Source organism: Magnetococcales bacterium (assembly GCA_015231925.1).
GTDB lineage: Bacteria > Pseudomonadota > Magnetococcia > Magnetococcales > JADGAQ01 > JADGAQ01.
Map to the genome: position 1 here is coordinate 1 of JADGAQ010000101.1, position 14582 is coordinate 14582.

A 14582-nucleotide genomic window follows, 5' to 3' on the forward strand; every position below is an offset into this window, starting at 1 on the left:
GGGCGCTGCCCTGGACCCGTCGGGGGGGATAATCCCCCCCGAACCCCCGTATTACCGAACAGATTTTATCGCACGCCCTTGGAGATCAAAAACTCCGCATAATGCTTGTCCGCCTTCATGATGTGGTGCGTCAGCCACTGCTTGAGAAAGCCCAGCAACTCGAACGCCGCCGCCGAATCCCCCCCGCTCATGCGGGGCACGAAGGCCTTGGCCTGTTCCACCAGCTTGACGTGCAACTGCTTGTGCCCCTGTTTCTGCGGATAGCCGTACTGTTCGAAGAGCTTCTCCTCAAAGCCGAAATGAAACACCGTGTACTCCAACAACTCCGGAATCACCCGCGCCAGGGCGCTTTCCAGTTCGCCCTTCTTCAACAGGGCGAACAGCTGGTTGACCATGTCCACCAGGCGGCGGTGCTGGTCGTCCACCTCCCGAATCCCCACCCGCAGTTTGTCGCTCCAGGGAAAGAGAATCGCATCGCTGCCGCCGCCCTCATCCAACTGGAAGTAGGAGAAGACCCCCTCCAGCTTGTTGGCCTGCTCGGCGAATCGGTCCGCCGAATGGGACAGCCCTTCCGCCGCCGAGGCGTTGAGCTGAACGACCTCGTTCATCTGTTGCAGGGCGGTGTTGACCTGGGAAATGCCCTGGCTCTGCTCCCGTGAGCTGAGGGCGATCTCCCGCACCAGATTCGCCGTTTCCTGAATGTTGGGCGCCAGTTGCCCCAGCATCTGCGCCGCCTGACGCGCCACCTCGATGGAGGAGTTGGAGATGGCGTTGATCTCGCCCGCCGCCTGCTGGCTGCGTTCGGCGAGTTTGCGCACCTCCGCCGCCACCACCGCGAAGCCCTTGCCGTGTTCCCCGGCCCGCGCCGCCTCGATGGCGGCGTTGAGGGCCAGCAGATTGGTTTGCCGGGCGATCTCCTCGATCACGTTGATGCGGGTGGCGATGGTCTCCATGGCCTGAGCGGCCTTGGCCACCACCTCACCGCTCTTTTCCGCTTCACGAGCCGATTTCAGGGCGATCTCTTCGGTGCGGGAGGCGTTTTGCGCCGTATTGGCGATGGCCGCCGTCATCTGCTCCATGGCGGCGGAGGTCTCCTCGATGGCCGCCGCCTGCTGGGAGGTACCTCGGGATACCAGAGAGGAACTCTCCGAAATGGAGGCGCTCTCCTGAATCACCAGTTCGCCGATATTCATGATGGTGTGGATGGTGGTGCGCAGATTATGCACCATCTGCCCCATGGCGGCGACAATACCGGTGCGACCCTCCTCCGCGCGGCGGGAGAGATCCCCCTTGGCCACCTGCTCCACCTGCTGCATGACCTGATCCGGCTCCCCGCCCAACTGCCTCAGGATAATGCGCAGCATGAGTACCGACAGGAGGAGCGTCAGCAGCAGAATGGACCCGATGAAGGAACCGGAGAGCCACAGCGCCTGTTCCGAGGCGGTCCGAAGGGTTCTGGCCCGGCTTTCGATATCGGCGGAGAGGCGGCTTTCCACCTCGAAGAGCCGTTCGATTTTGCGGGTGATGGTGGTGAACCAGAGGTTGGGTTCGACCCCGAAGTCACCCTCGACCGCCTTGTCCAGGGCGATTTGCCGCATGCGGGCCACTTCGGCGATGGCGGGGTCGCCCATTTTTTCCTTCAGCAGGGCAATCTGTGCCGTGGTGGCGAAGCCGTGGAAGACCTTCAGGTAGGTCTCCTGATCGGCGATCAGTTGATGCAGCCGGGCCAGGGCCTGGGGCGCGAAGGCCCCTTTGGCGAAGGTGGTGTTGAGCAGCGCCCGTTCCAACCCGGTGCGTTCCTTGGCCTGGAGGAAGTTGGCATAAGCGGCGGTGGCGGCGCTCAAACCCACGTCGGCGGAAAGGGAGGAGAGGCTGCCCGCGAGTTCCAGGGCGGCGGCGTTGAAACCGGTGTAGAAACCGATGGTTTCGCCGGGGTTGCCGCTCTGGCTGTCGGCCTGACGGCGGATATCGCTCAGGCGGCGCAACGTGGCGCCGATCTCGGAGAGGCCGTGACCCAGGGAGGCGGGGAAGCGCTCTTTGGCAAAGCCGCTCTGAAAGGTGTCGAGCAGCTTGATCTGCTTGTCGGTCAACTCCCGTTGGGAGGAGAGTTCCGGGCCGAAGCGTTTGCCGGAGCTGCCCAGGAAACCGGCGGTCAGGCCACGCTCCTTCTGCATCTCATGCACCACGGCGCTCAACCGCACCGCCAGTGCCACCATCTCCTCCATGGCCTGACCCTGCCGGGCCTGATGCAGACGGCTGGTCAACTCCTGGCCCGAAAACCAGAGCAACCCCAGGAGGGGAAAGATCATGAGCAACAGGAACTTGCCACGCAAAGCCAAATGAGACAGGAAGCTCATTTCGTTTCTTCCTTCGGAGTGATAAACCAATCAAGGTGTCGGATGGCGGGAACTATAGCAACGAATGGGAATTATTTCCAGAAAAATATCCATTCTGCCATGGTGGTTTTTGGGGAATTCCATGGGGGAGTTGCCATGCTCCCGGAGCCGGGCGGCTAGATATTTATTGACTTTTAATATGTTATCTTTTTAATAGTAAAAAAAGGAAATGTTCTATCCTTTGACTTTTCCGTTATCCTGTTTTTAGATCGTACCTACTTGCTGCAAGGCCGTTTTGCAATTGTTTCTCGAATGCGAGGGAATGGAGATGAAACATGGCGGAGGTGTATTCCCTTTACGATGCCGCTGACTATCTCAAGTCGGCGGAAGAGATGTCGCTCTATCTGGATGCCTGCATGGCGGAGGGGGATCCCGTGCTGACGGCGCATGCCTTTGGGGTCATTGCCCGGGTACACGGCCTGGGTTGTCCTGAAGTGGAGCCAATGGAAAAACGGCGAAAGGATGGATCGGAATAGTCTGAATGAAGGATAAGGAGTAAGTCAAAGGACAGAACATTTCCTTTTTTTAATTTATAAAAGATAACATATTGAAAATCAAAAAATTAAAGGCGTCTCCGTCTTGTTAATATTTATATAATTCCCTGAAGGCGCCGTTATCCAGGCAGTTTCACCATGCTCATGCGTTTGGCGATGATGGCGCTTTTGCGTTTCAGACTGGCGGCATGGCGCACCCGGTCGAAGTAGCGGGGTTGGGGGATCATGCTGGCCAGGGTGGCGGCCTGGCCGGGGGTCAGTTCGGCGGCGCTGATCTTGTAATAGTGGCGGGCGGCGGCTTCGATGCCGTAGACGCCGTTGCCCCATTCGATACAGTTCAAATAGATCTCCAGAATGCGCCGTTTGGAGAGCAGCGACTCCAGCATCAGGGTGATCAACGCCTCCTCGACCTTGCGCCACACGCTGCGGGAGGAGCTGAGAAACAGGTTCTTGGCCAGTTGCTGGCTGATGGTGGAGCCTCCCGAAACGATGCGACCCTTGTTCAGGTTCCTTTCCAACGCGGCGTGCAGTCCGTTCCAGTCGAAGCCGAAGTGGTCGCGAAATCCCGAATCTTCCGCCGCCAGCACCGCCCGTTTCAGCGGCGTGGCCATGGCCTCGTAAGGCACCCAGATGTGGGAAAGGGTGGCGGCGGGGTTCTTCTGTTGCAGCCGTTTCAAGCCTTCGGCCATGAAGGCGGTGGAGGTGGGGGCATGCTCCCGCCACCAGAAAATGTGGCCCAGACACCAGAGCTGATACCCCAGGAAAAGCCCCAGCAGACCACGAACCAGTCCGCGTCGGAGGGTGCGCCAGCGCCCTCCCACCGGTTTGTCCGGCGGGGTGAGGGGCGGGGCGGGAGGCGGCGTTCGGGGCGGCGGTTCCCTTTCCGGTGCGACAGTGGGTGGCGGGGGTTCGGCGACCTCCCCTTCCAGAATGACTTCACCATCGTCGAGACCCGGTTCGCCAACCTCGGGCGCGATGCCGCCATCGAGGCCGGGTTCGTCAGACCTCACCTCCGTCGCGTCGAGATCTCGTTCCCGCGCGGGCACGATCTCCGCCGGGTCGAACGGGGGCTCTTCCCAGAGAGGATCTTCAGAGGGTCTTTGCCGGGAGTGGGAGGTGTGGCTCATTGTCTTGTCCCCCGCAGGAGACGGTTTCAAACGGCTAGCCAGAGTGCCTTAAGTGAAAAATATAAAAATCTGAATTATTTTTACTAAGGCGGCTTGTTTTTCTGTCAACACGTAAAAATATTTAAATTATCGTTTAGTTGTATGGATTTACAGGATTAATTGAAAAGTTAACATCTCGCTGGCCGTCATTCCCGATCTATCGATCTAAGTGGACACGAAGGCGTCGTGCCCGCTCGCGGAAGGCGATTTCGCCGCCCTCCAGGATGTCGCAGACGGCCTTGCGAATCGATGCGTTTTCCAACCCCCCCGCCTCATACCGAATCAGCGGCAGGCCGCCTTCCGGGTGTGGGCCGGCTTCCGCCACGATGATTTGATCAGCGTCGGTGTTGATGACGAGGTTGGCGTTGTGCGTCACTATGATCACTTGACGCTTCGTCTTTGCTTTAATAAAGAGTGCGACCAGTTCGTCGAAGACGGACTTTGGATCGAGGTTTTCCTCAGGTTGGTCGATGATCAGAGGCCGATCGTCTGTATCGTCCAGCGCAAGATAAAGAAGCAGCAGGACGATGCCCCGTGTGCCGGGTGAGAGCTTGTGGATGTCGACGCCATCATAACATATCTCGTACCGGATAGTGATGTGGTCGGTGCTGAAGAGCCACTGCGCGAATTGCTTCAACCAATCTCGGCGTTCGACAGGCTGCGTCTGTGGGTCAGGTGCATGGGCCAACAGGTCTTTCGAATAAAGGTCAATGAAGTTATTCATGGCGGCAAGAACCTTGGACGCCGAGCCTGTTTCCCAGGCGGGCTTGAGGGCTTCGGTAGCAAGGCTGATCAGCTTCCCGCGGCCGTAGAAAGGCCCAGTCTTGCGCCGGTCGAGAAGTTTTTCTTCGGCAATCGAACCCCAGGTATGGACGTCGGCGATCCTTCGAACCGAGAGGCTAAGCTTGTTGAGCGTACCTGATGACGCCTCAAGCCGCTTCATCAAAGGCGCGTAGAGGCCATCGAGAGCATTCTGCTCAAAAATAATTGCCTCGAAGATGCGGCCATAGGCCCTCAAACGTTCGCCCTGAAGGTCCCTCCAGCGCGCTGCAGCACCTTGCGCTTCGGTGAGTTTATTTTGGAGGGTCTGTAGAGCGGCATTCTCTTGCGCGATGCGGGCGGTCAGTTTTGCGTATTGATCACGGATGAGCTTGTCAGCACTAAGGAGAGCTTCAAGGCGAGTCAGTTCGGCGGTGATATGGGCGAGCGGAAGAGTCGAGATGTCTGCGTCGTCGCCGATCAGCACTACGTTCGGATCACCGGGCAGAGGTGGAACGCCGTTCAGTTTGTGGATCTCGCCATCTACCCATTCGATGTAGCCCGTAAGGCTCTGGTCGACATTCCCTTTGTAGATGAGCAGAAATTCGTCCCACTGTTGGAGGCTCAACCCACTCATGGAGTGTCGCGATTGAGTTTGGCGGAGCAGTTCCGGGGCACCTGTAGTGCGCATGCTGAGAACCTCGTCCTGCAAGGCAACGAAGGTGCGGCGCTGATTCGAAAAGGCCTGGATTTTATAGGCGAGCTTCTGCGCCGCCTCTCTGAGTTGGGTATGTCGGGCGACATGATTCTCCGTGCCTTTGACAACGAGATTAGTGCAGTCGGTTGTTAAGTTGGCGATTATCCTCCTCTTCTCGCCGACCTGTTGGTCCAGCGAGGTGACTTGGCCTTCCTTTTCGATTTCGATGGCGATGCGGTTCGAGATGTCGACGATTGCCTGGGCTTCCCGCTCGCGTGCTTGCAGGAAGCGGGAAGTTTTCATGTCGCGCAATTCGGAGAAATTCATCGCCCAGTCGCGGTCATCCTGGGTGTGGGATTCGAAGATTACACGCTCAATCTCCTCCACCAGACCGTCGGAGACGCCCTTTGCAGAGCACAGTTCCTCGACGAATTGTTGGGAGAGATACCGGACGCGGGGAAAAGACATATGGCTGTTGGAGTCTCTGCCATCGAGCGAGCGACTGACCGTTTCGCCATTGCCCCATGTCAGTGTAGTAGTCGCATTACCGATCAGTTTTCGCGCACGTGCCAGGAACGAAGCGCTGATGTTCGCGTCGGTCTCCCAACCGCTTGTTGTTATTGCGTCACATCCGGCTGCGATCACATCGGCCAGCGCCGTCTTTCCAGAGCCTCGCGCCCCGATGATGGCAACGAGTCCGGGATTAAGCGGGATGTCTGGGGTGGCGGCCCAATCCGCATTGTCAATTCTAACGCGAGAAATGACCTGCGATGGCATGGCCGAGCGGGGCGGCTGTTCACCGACATAAGCCCGGCCCTCGGGGTCGATGCAGGCCTGACGGAGGGCATCGAACTCCAAGGCACCCTTAATCCACGAGAAGCGGTTTCCAACAGGCTGACCTACGGATTTCAGGTCATGAGAGTCGCTACCGTGAAGACAAGGCTTGCATCCGCCATATTTTGCCCGCAGATCCTCGACCGTCGCGGCGCGCTGCCCGATCCAGAATTCACGCTGCTGTGGACTGCCAGAGAAGATGATGTGGGCGAACTTCTCAATCTCCATGCGGACAGTGGCGTCGGCGGCTTGGCGGATGCCTGACGTGCCATCTCCTTCGCTGCCCGCGACGGCGATCAGGATGTTCTTCTTTGCCCAATCGCTTGTAGTGATGACCTCGCGCAGTTGTGTAAAGTTGACTTTGAACTGCGTCGCCCCGTGTCCGAGCGCTACACCATCATCGGAAATTGTTGAGTTGGCCTTCTTGCCCAGTTTGATCAACTCTTCGCGCGTGCAGTTGAATCTGTCATTGAAGGCTTGAAACTCTAGGCGGTTAAGGACACGCTTCACTTCGGTCAGGTGGTTGGGATCTTCGGGGCTGACCAGTAGGTGGATGTTCACGAAGCCAGATTTCGCGGCCACATCTAAGCGCAATTCAATATTGGGGAAGATAAGCACGCCGGGCAATCGACCGGCGGCCTTATGCTTGACGATTTCTTCGTAGATGTCGGTGACATAATAGTCGGTGACGGCGATCGCCTCGATCTTCGGCGTCTGGCCTTCAAGGCTCTGAAGATACGGTTTCCATGGGTCGCTGCCACCAAACTGATCGTTGATTAGAGTGCCTGGCGCATGGATATGGGGATCCCACCGGTGCCATTCCGAACCACAATTGATCATATGCCCTTCCTGATGTTCCTCTTTCAAATTGTCGAGCCGCCTCATGGCCGGGTCGGATCGGGGATTGTCGCCGCAGACGGCTCTGACGGGAAATCAAAACCCGACACAAGCAGCCTCACGGTGCATTCTTCGACGAAGTTGCTATTGGAGTCATTTGTGATGAAGACGGCAGCGGTTTTCCGGCTTCCTCTGATTGTCCGTGGCAGAGTTGAAGGAAAAAGGCTCGCAGATGACGAGACCGTAGCGAATAAAAGCTGACCCGTAGAGACCTTCCATGCTCAATGGATAGATTGTGAGCTTCGCGCATTGTATTCAGGTTTCAGCAGCCTGACGGACTCCATTTTTGCAACGGAAATATCACTTTTTTTGATCATATGCTCTACCGAAGTCATTTTTCTTGAAATCATTTTTCGACTCGAATGTTATCATGATTAGCGGCTGAACATTACCATGAAAGAAGTAGAAAAGAAATTGGCCTAGGTCACAAAATACCTCTTTTTCCCATGCGTGGAGGAAAATCGCAATCACCCTACAGCCGATGATTTGGCCAGGAAGGGCACGCTTTTCCAACGTCTAGCCTGAGTGACGTAAGCAGAGATGATGAAGTAATACTCTTTCATGATCCTGAGTGGTGCGCAAGCATATTTTGAATGCTAGAGATGGAGTTCTTGGGGGTTGCCCGAAGTCCCGCAGAGGGGATAATTCCAATCGGACCTCAGCAATCTTGAATAGGGAATTAGATTATATCATTATTCATCGTTACCCGGGCAGTTTCACCATGCTCATGCGTTTGGCGATGATGGCGCTTTTGCGTTTCAGACTGGCGGCATGGCGCACCCGGTCGAAGTAGCGGGGTTGGGGGATCATGCTGGCCAGGGTGGCGGCCTGGCCGGGGGTCAGTTCGGCGGCGCTGATCTTGTAATAGTGGCGGGCGGCGGCTTCGATGCCGTAGACGCCGTTGCCCCATTCGATACAGTTCAAATAGATCTCCAGAATGCGCCGTTTGGAGAGCAGCGACTCCAGCATCAGGGTGATCAACGCCTCCTCGACCTTGCGCCACACGCTGCGGGAGGAGCTGAGAAACAGGTTCTTGGCCAGTTGCTGGCTGATGGTGGAGCCTCCCGAAACGATGCGACCCTTGTTCAGGTTCCTTTCCAACGCGGCGTGCAGTCCGTTCCAGTCGAAGCCGAAGTGGTCGCGAAATCCCGAATCTTCCGCCGCCAGCACCGCCCGTTTCAGCGGCGTGGCCATGGCCTCGTAAGGCACCCAGATGTGGGAAAGGGTGGCGGCGGGGTTCTTCTGTTGCAGCCGTTTCAAGCCTTCGGCCATGAAGGCGGTGGAGGTGGGGGCATGCTCCCGCCACCAGAAAATGTGGCCCAGACACCAGAGCTGATACCCCAGGAAAAGCCCCAGCAGACCACGAACCAGTCCGCGTCGGAGGGTGCGCCAGCGCCCTCCCACCGGTTTGTCCGGCGGGGTGAGGGGCGGGGCGGGAGGCGGCGTTCGGGGCGGCGGTTCCCTTTCCGGTGCGACAGTGGGTGGCGGGGGTTCGGCGACCTCCCCTTCCAGAATGACTTCACCATCGTCGAGACCCGGTTCGCCAACCTCGGGCGCGATGCCGCCATCGAGGCCGGGTTCGTCAGACCTCACCTCCGTCGCGTCGAGATCTCGTTCCCGCGCGGGCACGATCTCCGCCGGGTCGAACGGGGGCTCTTCCCAGAGAGGATCTTCAGAGGGTCTTTGCCGGGAGTGGGAGGTGTGGCTCATGGCAACCTGTTAAATTCCGCAACAGAGGTATTTCACTTTGCAACATTTCCTGCGGATCCTTTCCACCTCCTGATTTCAGGGATGTTTTTCAAGTGCAACACCCCTCCTTTGCGGGAGTGTTGCGGAACGCAACATTCCGGGAAAGGGGTCGGGCTGGAAAAATTGAGCTAACCTGCTCATTTATCTATTAAAAATGGCTTGGTCCGGAAACTGCGATGCCTTCCGGGGAGTGAAATGATGCCCAACCCTCTTGTCGATCGGCCCTGCCATGGAAGCGTTGAAACGATTTCTGCCCTTTTTACACTGGTTTCCCCTGCGCGGCGAGTGGCTGCGTGCCGACATGGTGGCGGGCATCACCGTCGCTCTGGTGCTGATACCCCAGTCCATGGCCTACGCGCAACTGGCGGGACTGCCACCCTATTACGGGCTCTACGCCTCGTTCCTGCCGGTGGTGGTGGCCGCACTGTTCGGTTCATCGAAACAACTGGCCACCGGCCCGGTGGCGGTGGTCTCCCTGTTGACCGCTTCGGCCCTGGTGCCCCTGGCTCCGGTGGGCAGCGAATCCTACATCGCCCTGGCCATTCTGCTCTCCCTGCTGGTGGGCGTGGTGCAACTCGCCCTGGGGGTGTTGCGCCTGGGGGTGGTGGTCAACTTCCTCTCCCATCCCGTCATCGTCGGCTTCACCAACGCGGCGGCGCTGATCATCGGCTTGTCCCAGCTTTCCAAGATGTTCGGCGTCAGGATGGGGCGCAGCGACCATTTCCTCTTCGATATCTGGGAGGTGCTGAAACAGGTCGACAAGACCCACCTGCCGACCCTGGCCTTCGGCCTGGTGGCCTTCGTCCTGATGTTCACCCTGAAGAAATACCGGCCCAAACTGCCCAACGTGCTGATCGCCGTCTCCCTGACCACTCTGGCCAGTTGGTATCTGAACTTCAAGGGTCTCGGGGGAGCCGTGGTGGGGGAGATTCCCAAGGGATTGCCCTCCATGTCCCTGCCTTCCCTGCAGTTCGACCAGGTGATGCGCTTGCTGCCGTCCGCCATGGTCATCTCCCTGGTGGGCTTCATGGAGGCCATCTCCATCGCCAAGGCCATGGCGGCCCAGACCCGTGACCGCCTCGACCCCAATCAGGAGCTGATCGGGCAGGGCATGGCCAATCTGGTGGGCAGCTTCAGCCAGGCCTATCCCGCCTCCGGCTCCTTCTCCCGCAGCGCGGTCAACTTCGGCGCGGGGGCCAAAACCGGCCTCTCCTCGGTCTTCACCGCCCTGATGGTGTTGGCCACCCTGCTGTTTCTGACCCCCATGCTCTACCATCTGCCCCAATCGGTGCTGGCCGCGGTCATCATGATGGCCGTGGTGGGACTGATCAATTTCAAAGCCATTCACCACGCCTGGGAGGCCCACCCCCACGACGGCATCGCCGCAGCGGTCTCCTTCCTGGCCACCCTCGGTTTCGCACCCCATTTGGACGAAGGCATTCTGGTGGGTGCGGGGCTGGCCCTGGGACTCTATCTCTATCGTACCATGCGGCCCCGGGTGGCCATTCTGGGCCGTTTCGAGGACGGCACCCTGCGCGACATCAAAATCCATCCCCATCTGCCCACCGACGAGCGCATCGTGGTCATCCGTTTCGACGGGCAGCTCTTCTTCGCCAACGTCTCCTATTTCGAGGACTGCCTGCTCAACGCCCTGGCGGAGCGGCCTGCGGCGACCCACGTCCTGGTGGTGGGCGACGGCATCAATCAGCTCGACGCCTCGGGGGAGGAGGTCATCGCCCATCTGGCGGAACGCCTGCGCGGCAACGGTATCGCCCTGGTCTTCTCGGGCCTGAAGCGTCAGGTGCTGGAGGTGCTGCGCCGCACCCATCTCTTCGACAAGCTGGGGGGGGAGACCTCCTGCTTCCCCACGGAGGAGATGGCCCTGGAAGCCATTTACCGTCAGTTGGGCGGGGACGAAAGCCGTCAGCCCTTGCGATTTCAAGCCAAGGGGACGAGCGCTCCCCGGATGGGCGGAATTTTCGCTGCAGGCCCGTTAAATACCCTGGAAAAGGCGACGATCATCCCCTAAAATTTTCTGGCCCCTATCGCTTCTGTCAACGGATAATCAACAAGGAAGCGGCGCCGGAGCAGGTTCAGCCTCTTCGTGCGCCGTTTGGGCCATGATCATTCTTTCCATATTGCTGGTGTTGCCCCTGGCCGGTGTGCTGCTGATCGCCCTGCTGCCCGAGCGCTTCCTCCAACTGGCCCGACCCCTGGCGGTGCTGGCGGCCTCAGCCGCCCTGGGCTGGAGCCTTTACGTCGCCTGGCGCTTCGATCCCGACCTGGCGGTGCTGCAATTCGTGGAACGGGTGCCCTGGCACCCGCGCCTGGGCAGTTACTACTCCCTGGGGGTGGACGGCTTTTCCATGCCCATGGTGCTGCTGGCCACCCTGCTGGCCCTGGTGGCCATCCTGGCCTCGGCGGCCATCCGCCTTCGGGTCAAGAGCTACTACATCTCCATGCTGCTGCTGGAAGCGGCCATGCTGGGCGTCTTCATGTCCCAGGACTGGTCCCTCTTCTACGTCTTCTGGGAATTGACCCTGCTGCCCCTCTTTTTCCTCATCAACCGCTGGGGCGGGGCCAATCGCTCCCGGGCGGCCCTCAACTTCGTGCTTTACACCATGGGCGGCTCGGTCTTCATGCTCATCGCCCTGCTGGGGGCCTTCGACGCCGCCAAGATCCACTCCTTCGACATGACCGAAATGGCCAAGGGGCTCCGAACCCTGCCCGCCCAAACCCAGGTATTGCTTTTCCTGGGCCTTTTCATCGGGTTCGGCGTGAAGATGCCCACCTTTCCCATGCACGGCTGGCTGCCCCTGGCCCATGTGGAGGCTCCCAGTCCGGTCAGCATCCTGCTGTCGGGGGTTCTGCTCAAAATGGGCTCCTACGGCCTGATCCGCGCCGGCTTCATGCTGCCCGCCGCCCTGGTCTCCCTGCAGTCCTGGCTGGCCGCCCTGGCCATGATCAGCCTGATCTACGGCGGACTGCTGGCCTGGCGGCAAAGCGACCTGAAAGGCATGGTGGCCTATTCCTCCATCAGCCACATGGGCGTGGTCCTGCTGGGACTGGCCACCCTGACCAGCGACGGCATCACCGGCGCGGTGATGCAGATGGTCGCCCACGGACTGGTGGCGGGCTCCCTCTTTCTGCTCATCGGTCTGCTCTACGAGCGCACCCATACCCGTGAGATCGGTGATTACGGTTCGTTGTTGCGCATTACCCCGAAGCTGGCCTTTTTCACCATTCTGGCCTTCGTCAGCGCCGTGGGCATGCCGGGTTCGGCGGGCTTCGTGGCGGAACTGCACGCCCTGATCGGCGGTTTGCAACGCTGGGGCTGGCCCGTGGTGCTGCTCTCCGCCGGCATGCTGGTGGGCGCCGCCTATTCCATCCGCACCGTCAGCGTTCTCTTCACCGGGCAGGAGAAGGCCTCGCTGCACGCCCTGCCGGATCTGCGTCCCGTGGAGACCCTGGCGGCCTCCCTGCTGGCGGTGGTCTCCTTCGGGCTGGGACTGGTGCCTGCGCCCGCCCTGAACATGGTGGCCAGCTCCGTCAATCGTTTCCACACCCTATTGCAGCGCTTCTTCTGAGGCCATGGAATCCCACTCCGGTATCTCCGATCCCACGTCGAGCCCGTTGGACCACATCCGCCGGGCGGTGCATCATCTGGAGCACCTGTTGCCCGGACAGGCGCCCCTGGCCGATTTCGTGCATCACAACACCCTGCACGGCTATCAGCATCTGGACTTTCCCCAGGCCCTGGCGGCGGCCCGACAGACCACCGGGCTCAAGGGTTATCTCCCCTTGAAGGAGTTCCGCGCCCTGCGTCGCGGGGGACGCATTCGGCGGGAGGATCTCGAAGCGGTTCTGGACGGGGAGGCTGACCTCTCCCCCCAAGAGCCGCTGGGGGATACGACCCGCCGGGAGATTCTGCTGACCCTGCTGGAACAGGAGATGGAGCCCCTTTCGGGAGCCCGTCTGGCCTGGCGCATCGCCGAAGGGGAGGGGCTTTCCGATTGGCTTCCGGGCCTGCCGGAAGAGAGCCTGGGGAGACTCGCCCGTCTGGGCGAACCGGCACGGGTGCTGGACGACCTGTGGCAGGCCTGCTGCCGGCGACTGGGACTGGAAGGCTCGTTGCGGGCCCCGGACGCCTTCCTGCTGGAGGGGCAGGGCGTGCCCTGCCAACAAAGCGCCGACGAGGTTCTGAAGGAGGAGAGCGATCGCCTGCTGGAGGAGCTTCTGTGGCGCATCGGGCGCAGCGACACCTTGCGGGGTTTCCTGAAAACCCTGACCGGCGAGGATATCCTGGAAGCGGCGCGCACCCATCTGTTGCGCCATCTGGCCACTTTTCTGGACCAGGGTTTCTCCTCCTGGCACCACCTTTCGCGGGAGAAGGGTTTCTACGCCTCCTGGCGGGCTTCGGCCCTGCAGGATACCGGTTTTCCCCTGGACGACCTCACCGACTGGCGCGACACCCTTCTGGATCTGCCCGAGGAGGCCGAGCAGACCATCGCCACCTGCCTGGCCCGCATGGGGTTGGCCGAGGAGCGTTGGGAGGAGTACCTGCAGCGCCTGGCCCTGGAGTTGCCCGGCTGGGGCGGCATGGTGCTGTGGCGCAGTCTCAAGCCCGGTTACATGGGACTCGCGCCGAACCGCATCAACCTGACCGACTACCTGGCGGTGCGGGTGGTGCTGGAAAGGCTGCTGGCCATCCGCCTCTGCCGCTCGGAGTGGGGCATCGAGCCCCAGTTGCAGGTCATCTCCTGGTATTTCCGCCACTATCGCTCCGAGATGCTGGTGCGCTGGATGGTCTTCGAGGCGGGTCTGCCGGAGTTCCTCTCCACCCGGGCCCGCATGCTGCTGCAGCGTTCCCCGGAGTTGCCCCATCGGGAAGATGCCTGGCATACCCTGGCCTGTCTGGCCTTGCACTGGCGCTCCAGCCCGCAAGGGGAACCGGTGCAGCGGCGACAGGAACGGGCCTGGCAACTGTTTCAACTGGCGCAGTACCGGGGCGTTTGCGGCGCGGAGCTGCAGGCTTTGCCCGAGGAGGAGCTGCAGGGGTGGTTCTCCTGCCTGGAGGCCTTGCATGAGGAGAAGGCCAGTTTCATCTGGTTGCAGGCTTACGAACGCACCTATCGGGAGATGATCCTGCGGGCGCTGCACGCCAATCGTTTCCGGGGGCGATTCCGCAGCCGGGAGGAGCGGCCCGCCGCCCAGCTGGTCTTCTGCATGGACGACCGGGAGGAGGGCATTCGCCGCCATCTGGAGGAGCGCCATCCCGACGTGGAAACCCTGGGCGCGGCGGGATTCTTCGGGGTGCCCATCCATTGGCAGGGGTTGGACGACACCTGCACCTCGGCGTTGTGTCCCATCGTGGTCACACCGGCCCACACCATACGGGAAGAGCCCGCCCCGGGCGCCGCTGCGCAAGCGGAGCGGCATTACCGCCGCCGGGGGCGTCGCGTGGCCCTGGTGGAACGGCTGTTCCGGGGCAGCCATCGCGGCGTGGTGGGGCCGTTCCTCCTTTCGCTGGCTGCGGGCGCGGCGGGTCTGACCACTCTGGCCGCAGCCCTGCTGCTTCCGGCCCCCGTCG

The 14582-nt window shown here is 60.5% G+C and carries 8 protein-coding genes; 4 read left to right on the top strand and 4 right to left on the bottom strand.

All coding sequences use genetic code 11. The features are described 5' to 3' along the window. Positions 1 to 65: 65 nt before the first annotated feature. Positions 66 to 2357: a bacteriohemerythrin gene (locus tag HQL56_11840; protein MBF0310208.1), complete on the bottom strand. Its 2292-nt coding sequence runs from the start codon at positions 2355 to 2357 to the stop codon at positions 66 to 68. A 314-nt stretch (positions 2358 to 2671) separates the two neighbouring features. On the opposite strand from HQL56_11840, the gene HQL56_11845 reads away from it, so the two are divergent. Beyond that, on the top strand, positions 2672 to 2872 hold the full coding sequence (locus HQL56_11845) for a hypothetical protein (protein MBF0310209.1): 201 nt from the start codon (positions 2672 to 2674) through the stop codon (positions 2870 to 2872). Between the two features lie 137 nt (positions 2873 to 3009). Here HQL56_11845 and mtgA (HQL56_11850) read toward each other — a convergent pair whose 3' ends face one another. From mtgA (HQL56_11850) to mtgA (HQL56_11860), 3 genes are all read right to left on the bottom strand, one after another. Beyond that, entirely contained in the window at positions 3010 to 4017 is a 1008-nt protein-coding gene (mtgA, locus tag HQL56_11850) for a monofunctional biosynthetic peptidoglycan transglycosylase (GenBank protein ID MBF0310210.1), read from the bottom strand. Between the two features lie 196 nt (positions 4018 to 4213). Next, positions 4214 to 7186: an AAA family ATPase gene (locus HQL56_11855; protein ID MBF0310211.1), complete on the bottom strand. Its 2973-nt coding sequence runs from the start codon at positions 7184 to 7186 to the stop codon at positions 4214 to 4216. Positions 7187 to 7945: 759 nt separating this feature from the next. Next, on the bottom strand, positions 7946 to 8953 hold the full coding sequence (gene mtgA / locus HQL56_11860) for a monofunctional biosynthetic peptidoglycan transglycosylase (GenBank protein ID MBF0310212.1): 1008 nt from the start codon (positions 8951 to 8953) through the stop codon (positions 7946 to 7948). A gap of 268 nt (positions 8954 to 9221) precedes the next feature. Here mtgA (HQL56_11860) and sulP point away from each other — a divergent pair, with 268 nt between their 5' ends. From sulP to HQL56_11875, 3 genes are all read left to right on the top strand, one after another. Then, positions 9222 to 11021 (top strand): sulfate permease, encoded by a 1800-nt coding sequence (sulP, locus tag HQL56_11865; protein ID MBF0310213.1) that lies wholly within the window; start codon positions 9222 to 9224, stop codon positions 11019 to 11021. A gap of 91 nt (positions 11022 to 11112) precedes the next feature. After that, positions 11113 to 12579, top strand: coding sequence for an NADH-quinone oxidoreductase subunit M (locus HQL56_11870; protein MBF0310214.1), 1467 nt, complete (start codon positions 11113 to 11115; stop codon positions 12577 to 12579). Positions 12580 to 12583: 4 nt separating this feature from the next. After that, on the top strand, positions 12584 to 14582 hold a 1999-nt coding region (locus HQL56_11875; GenBank protein MBF0310215.1), incomplete at its 3' end, for a DUF2309 family protein.

Excerpts from the sequence above, each read along its gene's own strand:
- HQL56_11840 (MBF0310208.1), bottom strand. The coding sequence starts at position 2,357 with ATGAGCTTCCTGTCTCATTTGGCTTTGCGTGGCAAGTTCCTGTTGCTC.
- HQL56_11845 (MBF0310209.1), top strand. The coding sequence starts at position 2,672 with ATGGCGGAGGTGTATTCCCTTTACGATGCCGCTGACTATCTCAAGTCG.
- mtgA (MBF0310210.1), bottom strand. The coding sequence starts at position 4,017 with ATGAGCCACACCTCCCACTCCCGGCAAAGACCCTCTGAAGATCCTCTC.
- HQL56_11870 (MBF0310214.1), top strand. The coding sequence starts at position 11,113 with ATGATCATTCTTTCCATATTGCTGGTGTTGCCCCTGGCCGGTGTGCTG.
- HQL56_11855 (MBF0310211.1), bottom strand. The coding sequence starts at position 7,186 with ATGATCAATTGTGGTTCGGAATGGCACCGGTGGGATCCCCATATCCAT.
- mtgA (MBF0310212.1), bottom strand. The coding sequence starts at position 8,953 with ATGAGCCACACCTCCCACTCCCGGCAAAGACCCTCTGAAGATCCTCTC.
- sulP (MBF0310213.1), top strand. The coding sequence starts at position 9,222 with ATGGAAGCGTTGAAACGATTTCTGCCCTTTTTACACTGGTTTCCCCTG.